Source organism: Micromonospora sp. NPDC047521 (genome assembly GCF_055587305.1).
On sequence record NZ_JBVJGN010000002.1, the window covers coordinates 613,621 to 635,123 of the forward strand.

Genomic DNA, 21,503 nt, shown 5'->3' on the forward strand with positions numbered 1-21,503 from the left:
TTATCCACAGGTGCATCCCCAGCCTGGTGATCCGCGGTCACGTTCCGTACGGCCACAACATTCTGTGCCCGGAACCCTGCGGTCAGCGACCGAGTCGGCGGCGGACCATGCCGACCACCTCGGTGATCTCCCCGATCCGCAGCACAGTGGCCAGCCCGAGGTAGGTCCCGCCGATCACCGCCCCGCCGATCACGAGCTGGACGACCGCCTGCATCCAACTCGGCGTGTCGCCGCCGGGCAGCAGGCTCACCACGAGCAGGCCGACCAGCGCCGAACCCAACGCGGCGACCGCCACCCGGCCGAGGGTGCGCAGGATGGCGCCCATCCCGATCCGGCCGACCCGGGGTCGCAGCAGCCAGGCGGAGGCGAACGCCGCGGCCAGGTAGGACACGGCGTTGCCGATCATCATCCCGGCCGCCGCGAAGTGCGCGGCGAAGGCGACGTAGAGGACCACCTGGACGCCGATCCGCAGCGCCACCACCGGAATGTTGATCAGCGCCGGGGTGCGTGTGTCCGGCAGAGCGTAGAAGGCGAAGGTGAAGAGCTGGCTGATGGCGAACGGCACAAGCGCCAGCGCCGCCAGCAGCAGCACCAGTGACGTGTCGGCGGCGTTCTCGTCGGTGAACGCGCCGTAGCGGAACAGCGTCACCGCCAGCGGGGTCGCCAGCACCGCGTAGCAGACCGCGATCGGGGCGAGCACCGCCGAGACCGTCCGGGTGCCCCGGGACAGGTCGGCCGCGACATCGGCGTACCGCCCGTCGGCCGCCGCGGCGCTCATCCGGGGCATCAGCGCCGTAATGATCGAGACGGCGATGATGCCGTGCGCCATCATGAGCAGCAGGAACACGTTGTTGTAGATCAGTGGACCGGCGGCGTTCTCCTTACCGGCCCTGTTCAGCAGGTTGAACAGCACGATCAGCCCGACCTGGCTCACCGCGACGTAGCAGAACATCCAGCCGCCCAGGCGGCCCAGCTCGCGCAGACCCAGCGTGCGGAAGTCGAACCGCAGCTTCCAGCGGAAGCCGACCTTGCGCAGCGCCGGCAGCAGTCCGGCGGCCTGGATGGCGACGCCGAGCAGCGTGCCGCCACCGATCAGCAGGATCCGGCCGGTGGTCATGTCCTCCGGCTTGACGATCTTCGCGCCGAAGATGGCGATGTACAGACCCGCGGTCGCGATCACCACGATGTTGTTGAGGATTGGCGCCCACATCGGGGCGGCGAAGTGCCCCCGCGTGTTGAGCACGGCGCTGATCAGCGCGCTGAGGCCGGTGAAGAAGATCATCGGCAGCATCAGGTAGGACAGTGCCTTGACCAGGCTCCGGAAGTCGTCCCCGGTGTTGTCGCCGGCGTAGAGCTGGGTCAGCAGGCCCGCCGACAGGACGGCGAGCAGGGCCGCCCCCGCCAGCGTGAGCACCGCGAGGGTCAGGAGCCGCTGGGCGTACGCCTGACCGCCGTCGGAGTCGACCTTGCGGCGGCGTACCAGCACCGGGATCAGGACGCTGGTCAGGATGCCGCCGAGCAGGAACTCGTACACCATCCCCGGCAGGATCTGCGCGGTCGTGTACGCGTCACCGACGAGCGCGCCACCGAGCGCGGCGGTCAACGCCAACGTACGCAGGAAGCCAGTACCCCGGCTCACCAGGCTGCCGATGGCCATCACCGCGCTGTTCGTCGCCGCGCTCGCCTCACCGATCTGCTCCTGCGGCGGCGCGGTCGACTCCATGGCCGGCTGGTTCAGCGGCTCGGCGGAGATGAACGTTGCGCCGTCCCCGGGTCGCACGCCGGCTCCCGCACCGCCGTCCTGCGCGGCGTTCGCGCTGCGGTAGAGCCCGCCGCTCATCTCCAGCCTCCCAGGGGTACGTCGAGCCGGGCACCGACCCGCACGTCACAGACCATAGTCAACCCGTACCCGTTACCCGCGCCCGGCGGATCCGATCACACCCCGGCCCGATAGGCTGGCGATCCCATGTCCGAAGTCTCCGCTCCCCACGCCGCCGACCGCCGCGAACTCACCGCCGCGCAGCGCAACGCCGTCGCCGAACTGCTCCGGGTCTCCCCGGTCGCCGACGAGTTGGGCCGCCGGTTCGTGCGCGCCGGTCACGAGTTGCACCTGGTGGGTGGTTCGGTACGGGACGCCCTGCTCGGCCGGCTCGGCGACGACCTGGACTTCTGCACCGACGCGCACCCCGACGAGACGCTGCGGATCCTCAAGGGCTGGGCCGAGTCGATCTGGGAGACCGGCCGGGAGTTCGGCACCATCGGGGCTCAGCGCGCCGGCCTCCGGCTGGAGATCACCACCTTTCGCGCCGAGTCGTACGACCAGGTCAGCCGCAACCCGGTGGTCGTGTACGGCACCAGCCTCGACGAGGACCTGAAGCGGCGCGACTTCACGATCAACGCGATGGCGGTAAGCCTGCCGGAGCATCGGTTCACCGATCCGCACGGCGGGTTGGACGACCTCTCGGCAAAGGTGATCCGTACCCCCAGCACCCCCCGCGAGTCGTTCGGCGACGACCCGCTGCGGATGCTGCGGGCGGCCCGGTTCGCCGCCCAGCTGGGCTTCACCGTCCATCCCGACGCGCACCGGGCGATGAGCGACATGTCGGCGGACCTGGACCGGATCACCGCCGAACGGATCCGCGACGAGTTCACCAAGCTGCTCTGCGGCGCGGACCCGATCACCGGGCTGCGGCTGCTCGTCGACACGGGGCTGGCCGAGCGGTTCCTGCCCGAGCTGACCGGTCTGAAGCTGGAGATCGACGAGCACGCCCAGCACAAGGACGTCTACGAGCACACCCTGACGGTCGTCGAGAACGCGGTCTCCTTCGAGGAGGAGGGCTGCGACTTCATCCTGCGGATGGCCGCCCTCATGCACGACGTGGGCAAGCCGGCGACGAAGGCGGTCGGGTCCGACGGCCGGGTCAGCTTCCACCACCACGAGGTGGTGGGCGCCAGGCTGACCAAGGCCCGGATGAAGGCGATGCGCTACCCCAAGGAGATCACCGCGAAGGTGACCGCGCTCGTCGCGCTGCACCTTCGCTTCTACGGGTACGGGCGAGGCGAGTGGACCGACTCGGCGGTGCGCCGCTACGTCGCCGACGCCGGTGACCTGCTGCCCCGGCTGCACAAGCTGACCCGCTCGGACTGCACGACCCGCAACCGTCGCAAGGCGGCCCAGCTCGCCGCCGACTACGACGCGTTGGAGGACCGGATCGCCCGGATCGCGGCCGAGGAGGACCTGGCACGGGTCCGCCCCGACCTCGACGGCAACGCGATCATGGAGCTGCTCGGCGTACCGCCGGGGCCTGTCGTCGGGCGGGCCTGGAAGCACCTCAAGGAGCAGCGCCTGGAGCACGGGCCGCTGGACCGCGACGCCGCCGAGGCGGAACTGCTGCGCTGGGCCCGCGCCGAGGGCCTGATCACCTGAGCCCGAGCATGTCCAGAACGGACTCTGTCGGGACGGCTGGCCCTCCGCCGAGCCGGCATTTCGCGCCCGATGCGGCGCCCTGTCGGGCCGTGAACAGGGCACGCCTGCCATTCACGGGCACGAATCGTTCGCTTGCCGGCCGAAAAGATGAGGCGCGTCCATCGATCTCTCGCCGATGATGTCGGGGCATCCTGTCGGCTCTCGGTCAGTCACCGATCGTCGATGCCGGCATTCACCTGTCCGGCGTCCGTAAAGGATGCTGGACGACCACACGGGGAGATCTATCTGTGAGACGTCGTGGCGTGATCCGCCGCTCGGCGGTAGCGGGCCTGATGCTCGCCTCCGCAACAGTCATCGTCAACATAGGAACCGGTGGAGCCGCAATGGCTGAACCGGCTGCTCCGTTGGTGCCGAAGCCGGCAAGCAAGCTGACCGGCGGCAAGCCCAACCACAAGTCGCCCGCCACCAACTCCACCGAGGTGGTACCGGACCGGTACATCGTGGTCCTCAAGGGCAACAAGGCCACCCCCACCAAGCTCAAGGCCACCGCCGCAGCTCTGGCCAAGGAGAACGGCGGCACCGTCCGGCGGGTCTATGGCACCGCAGTCAACGGCTACTCCGCCGCCATGTCCGCCAAGCAGGCGGCCAGGCTGGCCGCCGATCCGGACGTCGCATCCGTGGAGCCGGTGGTCCGCTTCGAGAAGAGTGGTACGCAGAGCCCGACGCCGTCCTGGGGTCTGGACCGGATCGACCAGGTCTCACCCCGACCGGACAACTCCTACACCTACCCCGAGTCGGGTTCCGGAGTGACGGCGTACATCATCGACAGCGGAATCGACATCGACCACCAGGACTTCGGTGGTCGCGCCTCGTACGGCTACGACGCGGTCGACCAGGACAACGTGGCGCAGGACTGCTACGGCCACGGCACGCATGTCGCGGGCACCGTCGGCGGTACGAAGTACGGTGTCGCCAAGGGCGTGAACCTGGTCGCGGTCCGGGTCCTCGACTGCGACGGTTCCGGCAGCACCGAGCAGGTCCTTGCCGGGATCGACTGGGTGACTGCCAACGCGCACAAGCCCGCCGTGGTCAACATGAGCCTCGGTGGTGTGTACAACCCGGCCTACCCGGCCATCCCCGACGCGGTTCGCAACTCCATCGCCACCGGCCTGACCTACGCGGTGGCCGCCGGCAACGACGGGGACAACGCCTGCTCGTACTCCCCTGCCCAGGTACCGACGGCGATCACCGTCGGAGCCACCGACAGGATCGACAGGCGGGCCTCGACCGAATACTTCGACTCGAACTTCGGTCCGTGCATCGACGTCTACGCCCCCGGTGTGGACATCGTCTCGGCGGCGAGCGGCACCGGTGACGGTTCGGTGGCGTTCAGCGGCACCTCGATGGCCACACCGCACGTGGCCGGGGCGGCCGCACTGCTGCTCGAAGCGAATCCGATGTGGTCCCCGGCGCAGGTGCGCAACGCGATCGTCACCAAGGCCGTCGCTGGCGCGGTGCTGAACCCACAGGGCGGGACGGATCGTCTGCTGAACGTCGCCGCGGCCCTCACCTCGACACGTACGTCGCACGGCCTGTGGGCCTACTCCAACGGCTACTTCGTCTCGGCTGACGGAGCAGGCAGCAAGCCGCTGGTCTCGGTGGGTCCTCTGCTGAGCGGCTGGGAGAAGTTCGACATCATCGACCTCGGCAACGGCCTGGTCGCGCTGCGGGCGAACGTCAACGGCAAATACGTGAGCGCCACCGGGGCCGGCTCCAAGCCGCTGGTGGCCTCTGCCACAGCGGTCAGCACCTGGGAGAAGTTCCAGTTGATCGACAACGTCGACGGGTCGGTGAGCCTGAAGGCCGTGGTCAACAACAAGTACGTCAGTGCACCGAACAACGGAGGTCCGCTCGTCGCGAGTGCGACGACCGCCAGTCTCTGGGAGAAGTTCGGCGTCGATACGAACCTGATCGTCAGCCTCCAGTCAGCGGCCAGCGGCAAGTACGTCTCCGCTGACGGCGCCGGGAGCAAGCCTCTGATCCCGCTGGCCACGACGGTCGACAAGTGGGAGATGTTCGAGCTGGTCGATCTGGACTACTACGGCTACTTCGGGCTGCGTTCGCTGGCCAACGGCAAGTACGTCTCGGCGACGGACGCGGGCAGGCAGCCGTTGCTCGCCTCGGCACCCACGATCGATGCGTGGGAGGCCTTCACCTTCTGGCACCGCGGTGTCGGTGCCACGGACGGCACCGGCTTCATCTACGCGAATGTCGACGGGCAGGCAGTCAGTGCCGGCAGTGCCGGTACCAGCCAGCTGATCCCGAACAAGGACTTCGACTTCGCAGCTGAGGACTTCGGTCTCTCGGCGGGCGAGCGTTACGTCCTCAACGCCGCCTGATTCAGGTAACGGCACCATCCGGCGCCCGCCGGCACCACTTCCTCAGGAGGCGGTGCCGGCGGGCGCCGGCGGTTTCGCATCATCCGGGCCAGGCACGTCGGCCTCAGCGGGCCACGCTGTTGCCCTCCACGCTGCCGTTTGCCGGCACGCCGACGTCGGTCCGACCGGTGCCGAGCCGCGCCAGCAGGCCGGGCAGGTCGATCCCGGTCAGGTCGCTGCCGAGTTGGAGGCCCTGGGCCACGTTGCCGGCCACCGACTTCGTCAGCGACGAGGCGCCGTCGGTGGAGATGACAGTCATCTTGTCGATCGCGCCGATCGGGGCGCTTGCCGCCTCGACGACCTGCGGCAGCACCTTGACCAGCAGGTCGAGGACGGCTGCCTCCCCGTACGCGGCGAACGCCTCGGCCTTGCGCGCCATTGCGTCCGCCTCGGCCTCACCCTTGGCCAGGATGGCCGCCGCCTCGGCCTGACCTTCGCGCTCCACGGCCTCGGCGATGGCGGAGCGCCGCCGCTGCTCGGCCTCGCCCTCCTTGGCGCCCTCGATGGCGTTCGCCTCCGCGAGCGCGGCCCGTCGGGCGCGCTCACCCTCACCGGTGAGGCGGGCCTGCTCGGCGGAGGCCTGCGCGGCGGCGATGACCGACTGTCGCTGCGCGTCGGCGTGCAGCACCGCCGCGTTGCGGGACGCCTCGGCCTCCTGCTCCACCTTGTACCGGGCCGCGTCGGCCGGCTTGCGGACCTCGGTGTCGAGCTGGCGCTGCTTGAGTTCGGCGTTGCGCTCGGCGACCTTCTGCTGCTCGGAGAGGATCGCCTGGTCCCGTTCGGCCTGGGCGAGCGGTCCGGCCGCGGCGGACTTGGCCTTCGCCGCGTCGATCTCGGCCTGGATGCCGGCCTGCTTGAGGGCCAGGTTGCGGTTCGCCTCGGCGATGGCCTCCTCGGCGAGCAGCCGCTCCTGCTCGGCCTGCTGCCGGGCCCGCGCCTCGGCGATCGCCGCGTCCTTGAGCACCCGGGCGGCCTCGGGCCGGCCCAGGTCCTGCAGGTACGAGCCCTCGGCGAGGATGTCCTGGAGTTGGAACGTATCCAGCACCAGGCCCTGGTTGGTCATCGAGTGCTCGGCCTCCTCGGCGACCGCGCTGGCGAATGCGGCCCGGTCCCGGATGACCTCCTCGACGGTGAGCCGGCCGACGATCGACCGCAGCGCACCGGCCAGCACCTCCCGGGTGAAGTTGTCGATCTCGTCCTGCTGGTGCAGGAACCGCTGGGCGGCGGCCCGGATCGCGTCCTCGGTGCCGCCTACCTTGACGATCGCCACGCCGTGCAGGTCGGCGCGGATGCCCTGCTTGCTCACCGCTCCCCGGATGCCGACGTCGATCCGGCGGCTGGACAGGTCGAGCGACTGGAGCTTCTGCACCACCGGCAGGACGAACACCGAGGCGCCCAGCACGACCTTCTGCCCGGAGTTGTCGGTCGAGCGGGCACCGTCGGCGGTCTGGGTGGTGCGGCCCTTGCGGCCGGTGACGATGAACGCCTCGTTCGGCCCGGCCACCTTGATCCGGGAGAGCACGAACAACACCAGGATGAGTACGAGGAGGACTGCGCCGCCGATGGCGATCAGCAGGGCCATGGATGACGTCCCGTCTGTAGAGGAGGAGTTCAGTAGGTCTCGACGTGCACGCTTGTCTCGCTGAGCGCCTGCACGACGAAGACCTGGGCGCCGATCGGGATCGGCTGGTCCGCGCGGGCGTTGAGCTTGACCGGCTGGCCGGCCACGCGTACCCGGACCTCGCCGTACCCGTTGACCGGCACCGGCGTGACGACCAGGCCGAGCGCCCCCACCAGGCCGTCGCGGGTGGGCGTGGGGTCGGTGCGCATGTTCCGGGCCGCCCGGCCGAACCGTGAGGCAAGCCAGCCGGTGGGCACGGCCGCGAGCAGGCCGCCGGCCACCGCGCCCGCGATCATCGCTGGTGTACGCGCGCCGAGCAGTTCGTTGACGATGGCGCCGCCGAACCCGAACGCCCCGGCGAAGCCGGCGACCGTCTCGAGCGAGGTCGGTCCGTCCACCTCGACGTGTCCGAGGTGGAGCAGCTCGGTGCCGAGCAACGCGAGCGCCAGCACAACGACGCCCGCACCGCCGATGATCAGAAAGATGAGCGTCCCCGTGGCCACGACCTGCAAGGTATCGACACTCCGCAAGGTTCCGGGCCGGCCGTCGGGATGACAGAAGCACGACGACACGGGTGCGTATCGACCGAAAAGCCGAGGCGCTGGCGGACGATGATCGTCCATCCTGACGGGAGGCCCGGCGGCTGTCGCGCACATCGGCGTCCCGCCGTGAGCGACCGGAGCGGCTGGCCGTCCGCAGGGGACGATCAGCAGAGACACGGGAGACTTGTCTGTGAAACACCGTGGCGGCATTCGCCGCTCGGCGGTGGCGGGAATCGCCATCGCCTCCGCAACTCTCATCGTCAGCGCCGGCACCGGTGGCGTCGCGCTGGGGAAGCCCTCCGCTCCGTCATCGGGGGAGCCTTCGCCCAGGATCATGAGTTCGCATTCCAAGGCCCCCACGGCGAAGCCCAGTACCGTGGTGCCGGACAGCTACATCGTCGTCCTGAAGGACAAGAAGGCCACTCCAGGCCAGCGCAAGGCTGCCGCCTCGGCCTTGGCCAAGGACAACGGCGGCACGGTCCGCCGGGTCTTCGAGAAAGCGCTCAACGGCTACTCGGCCACCATGACCCGCCAGCAGGCGGACCGGCTGGCCGCCAACTCGGACGTCGCCTACGTCGAGCCGGTACGGACGATGTCGAAAAGCGGAACGCAGGCCTCGCCCCCCTCGTGGGGGCTTGACCGGGTCGACCAGGTCTCGCCGAAGCTGGACGGCTCGTACTCCTACCCGAACACCGGCGCCGGCGTCACCGCGTTCGTGATCGACACCGGCATCGACGTGGCCCACGAGGACTTCGGCGGCCGGGCCGTCTCCGGGTACGACTTCGTCGACCAGGACGACGTCGCCGAGGACTGCGACGGGCACGGCACCCACGTCGCGGGCACCATCGGCGGCACCAGGTTCGGCGTCGCCAAGGACGTCAAGCTCGTCGCCCTCCGGGTCTTCCCCTGCGTGGGCGAGGCCCGCACCGACCACGTCATCGCCGCGATCGACTGGGCGACCACGCACAAGACCGGGCCCTCCGTGGTCAACATGAGCCTCGGAGAACCCGACGAAGGCAACTCCCAGGCCACGACCAACGCGATCAACAACTCGATCGCCAACGGTCTGACCTACGCCGTCGCCGCCGGCAACAAGTATGACGACGCCTGCTACTACTCGCCGGCGAACGTGTCGGCTGCGATCACCGTGGGCGCGACCGACATGGTCGACTACCGCGCCTGGTGGACCAACTACGGCAGCTGCATCGACATCTACGCGCCGGGCATGAGCATCGTCTCCGCCGCGGCCGGCACCGGCAACGGCTCGGTGTCCTTCAACGGCACGTCGATGGCCAGCCCGCACGTCGCGGGTGCCGCCGCGCTGCTGCTCGAGGCAAACCCGACCTGGACCCCGGCGCAGGTCCGGGACACGATCGTCAGCAGGGGCATCGCCGGCGCCGTGCACAATCCGTGGGGCGGCATGGACCGGCTGCTGAACGTGGCGGCCGCGGTGTCTCCGGCACGCGACGCGCACGCGTTGCGGGCTCGCTCCAACGGCAAGTTCGTCTCGGCCGACGGGGCCGGCAGCAAGCCGCTCGTCAACAACGGCCCGGCCTTCGGCGGCTGGGAGAGGTTCGACATCGTCGACGCCGGCACCGGTCTTGTCGCGTTGCGGGCGAAGGTCAACGGGAAGTTCGTCTCGGCCGACGGGGCGGGCAGCAAGCCGTTGATCGCCAACGGGCCGGCGATCAGCACCTGGGAGAAGTTCCAGCTGATCAACAACCCGGACGGAACGGTGAGCCTCAAGGCGCTCGTCAACAACAAGTTCGTGAGCGCGCCGAACACCGGTGGCACGCTGATCGCCAACGCGCCCACCGCGAGCACCTGGGAGAAGTTCTTCGTCGAGGCACCGAACCCGATCGTCAGCATCAGGTCGGCCGCCAGCGGCATGTACGTCTCCGCCGACGGTGCGGGTTCGAAGCCGCTGATCCCGGTGGCCTCCACGGTCAGTACGTGGGAGAAGTTCGAGATGGTCGACATCGGCTACGGCTTCTTCGCGCTCCGTTCGCTGGCCAACGGGAAGTACGTCAGCGCCGAGGGTGCGGGCAGCAAGCCGCTGGTCGCCTCGGGCCCGACCGTGAGCGACTGGGAGTTGTTCGACCTGCCCTGGTACCGGGGCGACGGATCGACCTGGTTGCGGGCGGACATCGACCAGCAGGCCGTCAGCGCGGGCAGCGCCGGCACCAGCCAGCTCATCCCGAACAAGAACATCGACGGCGACCTTGACGACCTCGGTCTCTCGGCCGGCGAGCGGTACTTCATCAACCCGGTCTGACCGGGTCTCCGCACGACCAGTTCATCCATCGGTGCCCGTCGGCGTCGCCCCTCAACGGGCGGCTTCGGCGGGCACCGCCCGTGTGGGCGGCACATCGAGGGTGCCGAGCGGATCTGCCGGGCGACGGGCCGGCCGGTCCACCGACCGTGTCGGGGACAATGGGCCGATGCGCTGGACTGTGCTCGACTCGCCGATCGGTGAGTTCTCCGTGGCCAGCGACGGCGAGACCGTCTGCGGCGCGCACTTCGGTCGGGTGGAGTCGGCCGCCGACGATCCCGCCGACACGGTGTCCCGGCAGGCCGTCGACGAGCTGCGGGCGTACTTCGCCGGCGAGCTGACGGCGTTCACGGTTCCGGTGTCGGTTCCGCGCGGCTCGGATTTCGAGCGGGCCGTCTGGCGGGAGATGACTCTCATTCCGTACGGCGAGACGTTGACCTACGGCGAGGTCGCGCGGCGCGTCGGTGATTCCGGGGCGGCGCGGGCGGTGGGTGTGGCCTGCAACCGCAACCCGGTCCCGGTGATCGTCCCGTGCCACCGGATCGTCGGTGCGGGAGGCAAGCTGATCGGGTTCGGCGGCGGGTTGCCCCGCAAGGTGCACCTGCTGGAGCTGGAAGCACGGGTGGCCCTGCGGGACGCCTGGTACGGAGCCTGACACGGCGAGGGCCGGGTCCCAACGGACCCGACCCTCGACGGTGTTCGCGTGTTCAGCGGGTCAGCGCTCGACCTCACCGGCGATGAACTCCTCCACGGCCTGGTGGGCGTCGTGGTCGGCGTACTGCACCGGCGGGGACTTCATGAAGTACGACGAGGCCGACAGGATCGGGCCGCCGATCTTCCGGTCCAGCGCGATCTTCGCGGCCCGGACCGCGTCGATGATGACGCCTGCCGAGTTCGGCGAGTCCCACACCTCGAGCTTGAGCTCGGCGTTGAGCGGGGTGTCACCGAACGAGCGACCCTCCAGGCGGATGTACGCCCACTTGCGGTCGTCCAGCCACGGCACGTGGTCGGACGGGCCGATGTGAACGTCGCTCTTGCTCATCTCGTGCGGGATCTGCGAGGTGACCGACTGGGTCTTCGAGATCTTCTTCGAGACGAGCCGCTTGCGCTCGAGCATGTTCATGAAGTCCATGTTGCCGCCGAAGTTGAGCTGGTACGTGCGCAGCAGCTCGACGCCGCGGTCCTCGAAGAGCTTCGCGAGGGCGCGGTGCACGATGGTGGCGCCGACCTGGCTCTTGATGTCGTCACCGACGATCGGCAGGCCAGCGTCGGTGAACTTCTGGGCCCACTCCGGGTCGGAGGCGATGAAGACCGGCAGGGCGTTGACGAACGCGCAGCCGGCGTCGATAGCGGCCTGAGCGTAGAACTTGGCGGCCTGCTCGGAGCCGACCGGGAGGTAGCAGACGACGACGTCGACCTGCGCGTCGCGCAGCGCCTGCGCCACGTCGACGGGGGTGGCGTCGGACTCCTCGACGATCTCGCGGTAGTACTGGCCCAGACCGTCGAAGGTCGGACCGCGCTGCACGGACACGCCGGTCGGCGGCACGTCGCAGAGCTTGATGGTGTTGTTCTCGCTGGCGACGATCGCCTCCGCGAGGTCCATGCCCACCTTCTTGGCGTCCACGTCGAACGCCGCGACGAACTCCACGGCGGAGACGTGGTAGTCGCCGAAGGCGACGTGCATGAGACCCGGGACGCGGTCGTTCGGGTCGGCATTCCGGTAGTACTCGACGCCCTGAACCAGGGACGAGGCGCAGTTACCCACACCGACGATGGCGACGCGGACGGAGCCCATAGCGTCTGCCTCCTTCTTTTCTGTCACGGCCGCTCTTTCCTGGTCTCTCCAGGCGGAGGCGGGCTGTTGTCTTCTCGTCGGCCACCGGCCGTCCCCACCTGGGGGACCGTCGGGGCTCGGCCGGAGCGCTCGTTGGCGATGAGCTCCTCCAGCCAGCGGACCTCACGCTCACAGGCGTCAAGGCCGTGGCGCTGCAGTTCCAAGGTGTAAGCGTCGAGGCGCTCGGCTGCCCGGCCCAGCACGTCGCGAAGTCCTTCGCGACGCTCCTCGATCTTGCGGCGGCGACCCTCCAGGATGCGCAGGCGGGTCGCCTGGTCGGTCCGGGCGAAGAACGCGAAGTGCACCCCGAAGCCCGTGTCGTCGTACGTCTCGGGCCCCGCCTGTGCGATCAGTTGGGCGAAGCGTTCCTTGCCTTCCGCGGTGATTTTGTAGACCACCCGACCTCGTCGGCTGGTCAGCGCGGGAACCTCCTCGGCGGTGGCGGGCGTCTCGGCAGCTTCGGTGATCCATCCCGCCGCCTGCAACCTGCGTAGCGTCGGGTAGAGCGAGCCGTAGCTGATCGCCGCCCGGATCGCGCCGAGTTTGGCGGTCAGCTCCTTGCGCAGCTCGTAGCCGTGCATCGGAGACTCCTGAAGGAGGCCGAGGATGGCGAATTCGAGCACTGGCCACCCTCTCTTGTACCCTCCGGCGGGAGCGGTAACCGCCGCGATGTATCGGACCGATACATCGCACGTTAGCGGGTCGCGGGTGCCAGGGCAAACCCCCGTTCCGAGATGTTCCCGTCACGGATCGTGACCGTGGTCGCCTGCTCGGGCCGGACCGCGTACCCTTCTCCGCATGCGTACGCAGCGCCAGGTCGTCGACTACTCGCTTCAGAAGCGAGCAGTGCTGCGTGAGCTCCTGGCCGGCCGGGTCGGCACGTACGACGTGTGCGACGCGTCCCCGTACCTGAAGAACGCGGCTCGGTTCCACGGCGAGCCGACGGACCGGCGCTGCCCCATCTGTCGCAGCGAGAATCTGACGCTCGTCCACTACATTTACGGTGACGAACTCAAGCAGTCCGCCGGCCAGGCCCGGACACTTGCCGAGCTGCCCGTGCTGGCGATGACGCTGCGTGAGTTTCAGGTCTTCGTGGTGGAGGTGTGCCTCGGCTGTGACTGGAACCATCTCGTCGAGCAGTACCTGCTCGGCCGTGATGGTCTCACCGGCGACGGCGACGGTGTCGCCGAGCAGGACATGGCGGGCGCCGAGGGCACGGGTCGGCGGAGGCGAGAGGCTCAACGGTGATCACAGCTGGTTCGACCGGCCCCGGGGCCGCAGACATGACCCGGGACGGCCGACCGCTCGTTGGTCTGAATAGCCCGATTGATACAGCAATGACCCTGGTACGCCGGCACCCCCGTGCCGGCGTTCCGGGTGAAGCAACTCACGGCAACCCGGTGGCGGCGCAGTCGCGCCCCACCGCGACCGGCAGGGTGTGAGGAATGAACTCGTACGGCGATCCCAGTTCTGCGCGCGGACGGGCCCAGTATTCGGGCCCCGACGGTGACTCCGGGCCGGGCGCGAACGACGCGTACCGCCGACCGGGCGGTGACTCCGGCGGAGGTGGCTGGTCGGCTCCGGAGGGCGCGGCACCTCCGGGCCGTGCCTCGGTGACACCGCGGGCCGCTGGCGGCCGGGCGTCGGTCGGTGGCTCCGCCTCGGTGCCCCCGCGCGGCGGTGCGGCCGGGTCGGCCTCGGTGGGGTCGGCGTCCGTGGGGTCGGCCACGCCGGGCCGCGGCGGCCGTGCCTCGGTGCCGGTGTCGCCGGCACCGGGTGTGGCTGCCGGTCGTGCCGGAGCGGGTCGTGCCTCTGTCCCGGTGTCGCCGGCACCCGGCGCGCCTGCGGGTCGGGCCACGGTCGGCACCGCCGCCGTCGGCGCCGCGTCGGCCGGTCGGGCCAGTGTAGGCTCCGCGTCGGTGGGCGGGCGTGCCGCGGTCGCCAGGGCGAGTGTCTCCCCGGTCTCCGGCGGCGGCCCGGGTGGCCCCGGCGGCCCCAACGGTCCGGGGCGTGGCGGTCGTGGTGGTCGCGGCGCCGGTGACCCGGCCGGGGCGGCACGGGCCAAGAAGCGCAAACGGATGAACCTGCTGATCGCCGGTTTCGCCGTCTTCATCATGCTCGCCGGCATCGGCGTGGTCGGGTTCACCTACTACTCGACGAACGTCGTCATGCCCAACGAGATGCCGCTGCCGCTGTCCACAACCGTGTACGCCAAGGACGGCAAGACTCCTCTGGCGCGGCTGGGCAGCGAGAACCGCACCTTCGTCACCATCAACCAGATCCCGCAGCATGTGCAGGACGCCGTCGCGGCGGCCGAGGACCGGAACTTCTACCGGCACTCGGGCGTCGACTACAAGGGCATCGTCCGCGCCGCGTGGAACAACGTCTCCAACGGTGACAAGCAGGGCGCCTCCACGATCACCCAGCAGTACGCCCGCAACGCGTTCGAGAACCTCAAGGACGACACGTACGGCCGGAAGGTCAAGGAGGCCATCCTCGCCTCCAAGCTGAACGACAAGTACGACAAGCCGACGATCATGCAGCACTACCTGAACGTGATCTACTTCGGGCGCGGCGCGTACGGCATCGAGGCGGCGGCGCAGACCTACTTCGCCAAGCCGGCCATCAAGCTCACCCCCGCGGAGGGCGCGGTCCTGGCCGCGTTGATCAAGCAGCCGGTGGCCACCGACAGCCACAAGGGATACGACCCGGCTGTCAACCCGACCGACGCGAAGACCCGGTGGGACTACGTGATCGATGGCATGAAGAAGGAGGGTTGGTTGGATTCCCCCAACCACCCGCCGGCGCCCACCGAGTACCCCAAGGTCCTGCCGCCGAAGAAGGACGGCAACGGCTTCGGTGTCGACAGCCCTCGAGGCAACGTCATCAACTACGTCCGCCAGGAGATGGACCAGATGGGTCTCTGCTCCGACAGCGGCGCGGACGGCAAGGTCAGTTGCGTCGACGCCCTGCGGGACGGCGGCTACCGGATCACCACCACCATCGATCCGAAGCTCCAGTCGGCCGCCGAGAACACCGCGATGCAGTCGAGGAAGGGCTCCGAGCTCAACGACCAGCCGAAGAACCTGATGGCGGCGGTGGTCTCGATCGACCCGAAGAAGGGTCGCGTGCTCGCCTACTACGGCGGTGACAGCGGCGCCGACTTCGACTACGCGGGCAAGAACACCGACAAGAACGGCGACCTCACCGGCGGTCACCAGCCCGGCTCGTCGATGAAGGTGTACACCCTGGCCGCCGCCATCGAGGCGGGCATCTCGGTGAAGTCGCACTGGGACCCGACGCCGTACAAGCCCGAGGGCTCCAAGGTCCCGATCGGCAACGCCGGTCGCACCAACCTCAAGTGCGGGAAGTACTGCACCCTCGAAGAGTCGACGGTCCAGTCGTACAACGTGCCCTTCTACTGGGTCACCAAGGAGATCGGTGCCGAGAAGGTGGTCGACATGGCCCGCAAGGCCGGCGTGACCACCATGTGGGGCGTCGACCCGCCGCAAGCCTTCGACCTGTCGAAGAAGGGCCCGAACCCGTTCGACAACTACACCGGTTTCGGCAAGTACCCGCTCACGGTGTTCGACCACGCCAACGCCATGGCCACGTTCGCCAACGACGGCAAGTACATCAAGGCGCACTTCGTCATCAAGGTCGAGCAGCAGGACAAGGACACCGGCAAGTGGAAGGTCGTCGGCAGCGAGCGCATCAAGCCGGAGCAGCGGATCGACAAGAAGATCACCGATGAGGTCACAGGTGTCCTGAAGCAGATCCCGAAGCCCAACAACCTGACGCTCGAGGGCGGCCGCCAGGCCGCTGCCAAGACCGGCACCTGGGAGTACGACAGCAAGGACAACGCCCACGCGTGGACGGTCGGCTACACCCCGCAGATCGCCACAGCCGTCTGGGTGGGCAGCCGGGATCCGAAGAAGCCCCAGATCCGCCTCGCCAGCGGTAAGGCCATCGGTGGCTCGACGCTGCCCGGCCCGATCTGGGAGAAGTACATGAACACCGCCCTCAGGGGCCAGGACGAGATCTCCCTGCCCAGCGTCACGGGCGAGGGCGACACCACGAAGGGCAACGGCAAGGAGCCGGTCGTGCCGCCGACCGTCCCCGGCCTGCCCGGTGGGCCGGGTGGTCCGGGCGGCGGGCAGCCCTGTGACCCGCTGACCAACCCGTTCTGCCCGCGTACCGACGGCAACAACGGCGGCAACGGTCCCGGCGGGCCAGGCGGTCCCGGCAACGGTGGAAACGGCGGGGCCGGTGGCGGACTGTTACCCGGTCTGACACCCAACACCCGGGACTGACCACACGCACAGCAGCACGCCGCCGCAGCCGGCCGGACGACAGGTCCGACCGGCTGCGGCGTTTCCGTACCCCGGATCTGCGCGCCGGGACGGGACGCGCACCCCCGCCGTACGGCAGGATGCCTTTCCATGAGCACCCAGTCGACGCCCGGCATCGACGACGCCGGAACCACCGACCACCCGTCCCGCTCCGACGGGTTCGTCCGCGGTATCTCCGGGTTGATCGGCGGGCCGCTGGGCGACCACGCGACAGCCCTGGACCGGCCGGCCGGCGGGGAACGCCGCTTCTGGACGGCCGTACGGATCGTGCTGGCGCTTGCCTGCCTCACGCTCGCCCTGCACTGGGTGCAGAAGTCTCCCTGCCAGGACGGCGCCTGGCAGAACAACGTCCAGTACACGCGGTTCTGCTACACCGACGTGCTCGCCCTGTACTACGCCGAGGGGCTCAACGAGGGCAAGGTTCCCTACCGCGACCATCCGGTGGAGTACCCGGTGCTCACCGGCTACTTCATGGGGGCGCTTGGTCTGCCCGTGCACGCCCTGGGCGACGGCGACCCGACCATCAACCAGGGTCAGTGGTTCTACAACCTCAACGTGCTGGTGCTCGGCGCGCTCGCGGTGGCCACGGTGGCGGTGATCCTGGCCCTGCGCCGCCGACGACCCTGGGACGCGGCGCTGTTCGCGCTCGCCCCTGCGCTGCTGCTCACCGCCACAGTCAACTGGGACCTGCTCGCCATCGGGTTGGCCGCGTTCGGCCTGCTGGCCTGGGCGCGCCGACGACCGGCGGTGGCAGGTGTCCTGCTCGGCCTCGCGGGCGCGGCGAAGCTGTGGCCGCTGTTCCTGCTCGGCCCGATCCTCGTCCTCGCGCTACGCGCCGAGCGGGTCCGCGCCGCGCTCATCGCCATCGGTACGGCCATCGCGGCGGTGGTGCTCGTCAACCTGCCGGCGGCACGGGCGTACCCGGAGAACTGGGACCGGTTCTTCGAGTTGAACACCACGCGACCGATCGACTGGGGAACGCTCTGGTACATCGGGCGCTACCTGGACGGCAAGGTCGGTGATCCCTCCCGGCTCGGCCCGTTCGAGTGGCTGAACGTCAACATCAGCACCCTCAACACCATCTCGTACGCCCTGTTCGCGCTCGCCTGCCTCGGCGTGGCAGTGCTGGCGCTGCGGGCGCCGCGCCGGCCGCGGCTGGCGCAGCTCGCGTTCCTGGTTGTCGCCGCGTTCCTCATCTTCAGCAAGGTGTGGTCCCAGCAGTTCGTGCTGTGGCTGCTGCCGCTTGTGGTGCTGGCCCGGCCGAAGTGGGGTGCCTTCCTGGCGTGGCAGATCGCCGAGGTCTGCTACTTCGTCGCCTTCTACGGCGAGCTGCTCGGCGCGGCCACCAGCCGTCCGGTCTTCCCGGAGGGCGTGTTCGTGCTGGCCTCGACGTTGCGGCTGACCACTGTGGTGGTGCTCTGCGTGCTTGTCGTCCGGGAGATCCTGGACCCCGAGCGGGACGCGGTGCGGGCCAACTACCCGGACGATCCGGACGGCGGCGTCCTCGACGGAGCCCCCGACGCCCCCTGGCTCGACCGCTGGCGCCGACCCGCGACCAAACCCGAGCCCGAACCTGCGATCAGCACCACCTGACGCCAGGCCAGGGATGCGGCCAGACCAGGTCAGGGTTTCGGGGGAGCCCGCCCGGCGCAGGGATCAAGCCTGACCGCCCGGAGCCGGGTGGGCTCCCCCGAAAACCGCCCTGAGGCTCAGAGCCGGTACACCACCGCGTCGCCCACGTCCTGGCGCGTGATGCCGAGCGACTCGACAGGCGCGTCGATGGTGATCTCCCAGGGCGTGCCGGGCACCTGCCCACGCAGCAGCACCACCGTGCGGACACCTAGCGTCCTCAGGTAGTCCACGCTTGTCTGGTCGGGGAACGACTGGCTCACCCGGCGGACGTCGTCGAGCTGACGCGGCGTGAAACCGCTGCCGCCGTTCACCACGTCAGGGAAGCCGCTTGTCGACCAGAGCATCACGTGCTGGTCGAGGCTCTGGTTGCTGGGCAGCACCAGCAGCGGCCCCTGCGCCGAGCGCAGCGCCGCCGGTTGGGTCGGCACCACCGGGTGGGGCGTGGTGTTCAGGCCCTCGACTGTCACCAGCAGCAACGGCAGCAGGGTGGCCAGCCGCAGCCACGGCCCCGGCCAGGACGGGATCCGCTGCGCGGCCAACTCACGGACCCGGTCGGTGAGCGCGGTGACCGCACCGGCCGCGAGCAGCGCCAACAACAGCGTGGCCCACAACATCAACCGCCCCGGGGTACGCATCGCGTTCCAACCCGGCGCGTGCTCGAACAGCGGCAGGTAGGTGAAGGTGCCGTCGAAGAAGCGGGTGCCCATCGCGAGGACCATGGTGACCAGCACCCCGGCGAGCAGCAGCAGCCGGTGCCGTAGCCGCCACACCGAGAAGAACAGCCCGCCGGCGGCCAACGCGTAGAGCACGAAGCCCGGCAGCAGGGTCATCTCCGGGTGCCACGGCAGCGCCGCACGCGCGCCCTCGTGCAGGTCACCCCAGATCCGTGACTCGGCGGGTGCGGTCACGAACCCGGAGGCCGGCGGCGAGAAGATGCTGATGTCGCCGATCGTCCGCTCGGCGTTCGGGTGCAGCTCGGTCACCTTGAAATAGGGGTACGCCAGGAGCAGGCCCACCCCGGCGAAGAACACCCCGCCGAGCACGTCGGCGACGAGCAGCCGGCGACCGAACGGCAGCGCCTGACCTGTCCGGAGTCGGCGAACGAGGAACAGGACAGCGGCCACGAGCACCGCACCGGCGAGGAAGTACGCGAACGGCAGGCCGATGCCGAAACCGAGGCTGAGCTGCCAGGCGGCGACCAGCCAGCCGGCGTACACCCAGCCGTCGTGCCGTCGTTCGGGCCGGTAGCCGTACCGCAGCGACCAGCCGTGCCCGCGCGCCAGCATGGCCAGTGCCAGCGGGATCCCGCCGTTGGAGAGCACGTGCAGGTGACCGGCCTGGGCCAGCAGCCACGGCGCGTACGCGTACGCGACACCGGCCACCGCACCACCGATCCGGCCGGAACCGAGCTGCCGCGCCAGCGCGTACGCCCCGAGCGTCGCGAGCGCGTGCGCGAGCACGAACATGATGTTGTAGCGCAGCACCGCGTCCTCGGGGCCGCTGCCGAGCATCCCCGCCGGTGCGTAGCCGAGCAGCGTGTCGGAGAACGCGAAGCTCCACAGCTCGGGGAAGAACGTGTTGGACTGCCACAGGCGGGCGGGGTCGGCCAGCAGGATGTGCCCGGACCAGGCCATCTGCCAGCTCTGCAGGCTCGGGTCCCAGTAGTCCTGCGGAAGCGTGTAGCGCGGGTAGCGCAGTGTCGGCCAGGTCATCAGCACGGCCAGCGCCAGCGCGCCGAGGCTCGCCAGCGTCCACTCGTGGATCAGGGACCGGCCGACGGCGCGTGCCCCCCGGGTGAGCCGGGAGGGCACCGGCTCGGGGGTCGAGGCCCACTTGTCCCAGCGATCCGCTCCCTCCTCCGCCTTCGCCTGGTCGCCATCCTCGGCCGCATCGCTCCCAGGGGTGGCGTCCTTGGAGGCGGCGTCCTTGGAGGCGGCGTCCTGGACGGTGGCGTCCGTGGCGGCACCCTTGGGCGCGGCGTCCTTGGCGGCGGCGTCGTCGGCCGCGCTGTCCCCGGTGGCGGGATCCGCGGCGGCGTCGCGCTGGGCCGGGTCACCCTTGGCGGCGTCCGTGGTGTCGTCGGCCTCGTCGTCCTTGGCCGCACCACGCTTGGCGGTGCCACCACTGGTCGGCTCGTCCTTCAGGACGGCGGTCGTCGCGGACGTCGTCGCGGACGTCGGCTCGGGGCCGTCGCCCGAGGTGGCCTCCGTCGCGGGGTCGGTCGTCGTGCCCGTCGTGCCGGCTGGGCGCGCCCCCGGGTCGTCGGGGGTGGGTCGGGCGTTCCCGGTCCCGGGTTGGCCGGTCGTCATGCCGCCGGGCTCCCGGTGCCGAGCTGCTGGCGCAGGAAGTCGATGTCGGCGGCCTGGCCGGAGACGCCGCCGGGGGTCTCGACGACCACCGGTGCTCCGGCTGCCCGGATCACCGCGACCACCAGCTCCGGGTCGATCGTCCCGCCTCCCAGGTTGTCGTGCCGGTCCTGGCCCGAGTTGAACGCGCCCTTGGAGTTGTTGGCGTGCACCAGGTCGATCCGTCCGGTGATCGCCTTGACCCGGTCGACCAGGCCGAGCAGCTCCTCACCGCCCGCGTACGCGTGGCAGGTGTCCAGGCAGAAGCCCACCTCGTGGTCGCCGACCGCGTCCCACAGTCGGGCGAGCGCGTCCAGGCGGCGGGCGCACGCGTTGTCGCCGCCGGCCGTGTTCTCGATGAGCACGGGGACGCCGAAGCCGCCGGAGTCCGCCGCGTACGCGAAGGTCTTGCGCCAGTTGTCGAAGCCGACGGCCAGGTCGTCCCCGGCGTTGACGTGCCCACCGTGGACGATCAGGCCCTTGGCGCCGATCGCCGCGGCGGCGGTGGCGTGCCCGAGCAGCAGTTTGCGGCTGGGGATCCGGATCCGGTTGTTGAGTGTCGCCACATTGATCACGTAGGGCGCGTGCACATACAGATCCACCTCGGCCGCGCGCAGCCGCTCGGCGTCCTCCCGAGGTTTGGGTGCCTTCCATCCCTGCGGGTCAGAGAGGAAGAACTGCACGGTGTCGGCGGACCGGGCGGCCGCCTCCGCCAGCGGGTCGGTCGAATCGACGTGAGCTCCGATACGCATGCGAGCGAGCCTACGTCGCGAGCCCGACAGGTGGGGTGACGGCCGGCGTGGCGTCGGCAGGGGTCCGCGTCACCGGACGGACCGACGATCGTTGATGGATTTGGAGCCGGCGGCCGACGCCCGGTACCGCCGGGCGGCGCGAGCGCCGGCACGGCAGCCGGTGGCCGACGGACCGACAACGAGGTCACCCCCGCCGCGCGGCCCGGCGAGGCGGGGGCGACCGACCTGGCAGACCCGATCTCCACCGATGAACAATCTCGGAAATTTGTGCTTTTTCCCCCGAGAAGG

At 69.9% G+C, this 21,503-nt stretch carries 14 protein-coding genes; 7 read left to right on the top strand and 7 right to left on the bottom strand.

Going from position 1 to position 21,503, the window contains the following annotated elements; all coding sequences use genetic code 11:
* Positions 1-82 precede the first annotated feature (82 nt).
* Complete coding sequence (gene murJ, locus ACZ6N8_RS06815; RefSeq protein WP_364370204.1) at positions 83-1,840, bottom strand: murein biosynthesis integral membrane protein MurJ; 1,758 nt, start codon at positions 1,838-1,840, stop codon at positions 83-85.
* 126 nt (positions 1,841-1,966) lie between these two features.
* Between murJ and ACZ6N8_RS06820 the strand changes: the two genes are divergently transcribed.
* Both ACZ6N8_RS06820 and ACZ6N8_RS06825 read left to right on the top strand, forming a co-directional pair.
* Positions 1,967-3,427, top strand: a complete 1,461-nt coding sequence (locus tag ACZ6N8_RS06820) for a CCA tRNA nucleotidyltransferase (protein ID WP_466008095.1) — start codon at positions 1,967-1,969, stop codon at positions 3,425-3,427.
* Between the two features lie 383 nt (positions 3,428-3,810).
* On the top strand, positions 3,811-5,826 hold the full coding sequence (locus tag ACZ6N8_RS06825; protein WP_466008097.1) for a S8 family serine peptidase: 2,016 nt from the start codon (positions 3,811-3,813) through the stop codon (positions 5,824-5,826).
* Positions 5,827-5,929: 103 nt separating this feature from the next.
* On the opposite strand, the gene ACZ6N8_RS06830 is transcribed toward ACZ6N8_RS06825, so the two are convergent.
* Entirely contained in the window at positions 5,930-7,447 is a 1,518-nt protein-coding gene (locus ACZ6N8_RS06830) for a flotillin family protein (protein WP_466008099.1), read from the bottom strand.
* Positions 7,448-7,476: 29 nt separating this feature from the next.
* Positions 7,477-7,998 carry a hypothetical protein gene (locus ACZ6N8_RS06835; protein ID WP_466008101.1) on the bottom strand — a complete coding sequence of 174 codons (522 nt, stop codon included), beginning with the start codon at positions 7,996-7,998 and terminating at the stop codon, positions 7,477-7,479.
* Positions 7,999-8,362: 364 nt separating this feature from the next.
* Here ACZ6N8_RS06835 and ACZ6N8_RS06840 point away from each other — a divergent pair, with 364 nt between their 5' ends.
* On the top strand, positions 8,363-10,303 hold the full coding sequence (locus ACZ6N8_RS06840) for a S8 family serine peptidase (RefSeq protein WP_466008103.1): 1,941 nt from the start codon (positions 8,363-8,365) through the stop codon (positions 10,301-10,303).
* A gap of 166 nt (positions 10,304-10,469) precedes the next feature.
* On the top strand, positions 10,470-10,955 hold the full coding sequence (locus ACZ6N8_RS06845) for a methylated-DNA--[protein]-cysteine S-methyltransferase (RefSeq protein ID WP_466008105.1): 486 nt from the start codon (positions 10,470-10,472) through the stop codon (positions 10,953-10,955).
* 60 nt (positions 10,956-11,015) lie between these two features.
* Here the strand turns inward: ACZ6N8_RS06845 and ACZ6N8_RS06850 are convergent, their stop codons facing one another.
* Positions 11,016-12,095 carry an inositol-3-phosphate synthase gene (locus ACZ6N8_RS06850; protein WP_466008107.1) on the bottom strand — a complete coding sequence of 360 codons (1,080 nt, stop codon included), beginning with the start codon at positions 12,093-12,095 and terminating at the stop codon, positions 11,016-11,018.
* 23 nt (positions 12,096-12,118) lie between these two features.
* The gene (locus ACZ6N8_RS06855) at positions 12,119-12,757 is read right to left on the bottom strand and encodes a PadR family transcriptional regulator (protein ID WP_139588080.1); all 639 of its coding nucleotides are present in this window, start codon (positions 12,755-12,757) and stop codon (positions 12,119-12,121) included.
* Between the two features lie 175 nt (positions 12,758-12,932).
* Between ACZ6N8_RS06855 and ACZ6N8_RS06860 the strand changes: the two genes are divergently transcribed.
* The 3 genes from ACZ6N8_RS06860 (at position 12,933) to ACZ6N8_RS06870 (ending at position 18,079) form a co-directional block, all read left to right on the top strand.
* Positions 12,933-13,382 carry a DUF5318 domain-containing protein gene (locus ACZ6N8_RS06860; RefSeq protein WP_466008109.1) on the top strand — a complete coding sequence of 150 codons (450 nt, stop codon included), beginning with the start codon at positions 12,933-12,935 and terminating at the stop codon, positions 13,380-13,382.
* Between the two features lie 197 nt (positions 13,383-13,579).
* Positions 13,580-16,447, top strand: coding sequence for a transglycosylase domain-containing protein (locus ACZ6N8_RS06865; protein WP_466008111.1), 2,868 nt, complete (start codon positions 13,580-13,582; stop codon positions 16,445-16,447).
* A gap of 129 nt (positions 16,448-16,576) precedes the next feature.
* On the top strand, positions 16,577-18,079 hold the full coding sequence (locus tag ACZ6N8_RS06870) for a glycosyltransferase family 87 protein (RefSeq protein WP_466008113.1): 1,503 nt from the start codon (positions 16,577-16,579) through the stop codon (positions 18,077-18,079).
* A 116-nt stretch (positions 18,080-18,195) separates the two neighbouring features.
* Here ACZ6N8_RS06870 and ACZ6N8_RS06875 read toward each other — a convergent pair whose 3' ends face one another.
* On the bottom strand, positions 18,196-20,427 hold the full coding sequence (locus ACZ6N8_RS06875; RefSeq protein WP_466008115.1) for a hypothetical protein: 2,232 nt from the start codon (positions 20,425-20,427) through the stop codon (positions 18,196-18,198).
* Positions 20,424-21,215 (bottom strand): deoxyribonuclease IV, encoded by a 792-nt coding sequence (locus ACZ6N8_RS06880; RefSeq protein WP_364370239.1) that lies wholly within the window; start codon positions 21,213-21,215, stop codon positions 20,424-20,426. The genes ACZ6N8_RS06875 and ACZ6N8_RS06880 overlap by 4 nt, the downstream gene beginning before the upstream one ends.
* Between the last annotated feature and the right edge of the window lie 288 nt (positions 21,216-21,503).

Bases quoted from the DNA above. Each gene is read 5' to 3' on its own strand.
- murJ (WP_364370204.1), bottom strand. From the start codon at position 1,840: ATGAGCGGCGGGCTCTACCGCAGCGCGAACGCCGCGCAGGACGGCGGT.
- ACZ6N8_RS06820 (WP_466008095.1), top strand. From the start codon at position 1,967: ATGTCCGAAGTCTCCGCTCCCCACGCCGCCGACCGCCGCGAACTCACC.
- ACZ6N8_RS06825 (WP_466008097.1), top strand. From the start codon at position 3,811: ATGGCTGAACCGGCTGCTCCGTTGGTGCCGAAGCCGGCAAGCAAGCTG.
- ACZ6N8_RS06830 (WP_466008099.1), bottom strand. From the start codon at position 7,447: ATGGCCCTGCTGATCGCCATCGGCGGCGCAGTCCTCCTCGTACTCATC.
- ACZ6N8_RS06840 (WP_466008103.1), top strand. From the start codon at position 8,363: ATGAGTTCGCATTCCAAGGCCCCCACGGCGAAGCCCAGTACCGTGGTG.
- ACZ6N8_RS06845 (WP_466008105.1), top strand. From the start codon at position 10,470: ATGCGCTGGACTGTGCTCGACTCGCCGATCGGTGAGTTCTCCGTGGCC.
- ACZ6N8_RS06850 (WP_466008107.1), bottom strand. From the start codon at position 12,095: ATGGGCTCCGTCCGCGTCGCCATCGTCGGTGTGGGTAACTGCGCCTCG.
- ACZ6N8_RS06860 (WP_466008109.1), top strand. From the start codon at position 12,933: ATGCGTACGCAGCGCCAGGTCGTCGACTACTCGCTTCAGAAGCGAGCA.
- ACZ6N8_RS06865 (WP_466008111.1), top strand. From the start codon at position 13,580: ATGAACTCGTACGGCGATCCCAGTTCTGCGCGCGGACGGGCCCAGTAT.
- ACZ6N8_RS06870 (WP_466008113.1), top strand. From the start codon at position 16,577: ATGAGCACCCAGTCGACGCCCGGCATCGACGACGCCGGAACCACCGAC.
- ACZ6N8_RS06875 (WP_466008115.1), bottom strand. From the start codon at position 20,427: ATGACGACCGGCCAACCCGGGACCGGGAACGCCCGACCCACCCCCGAC.
- ACZ6N8_RS06880 (WP_364370239.1), bottom strand. From the start codon at position 21,215: ATGCGTATCGGAGCTCACGTCGATTCGACCGACCCGCTGGCGGAGGCG.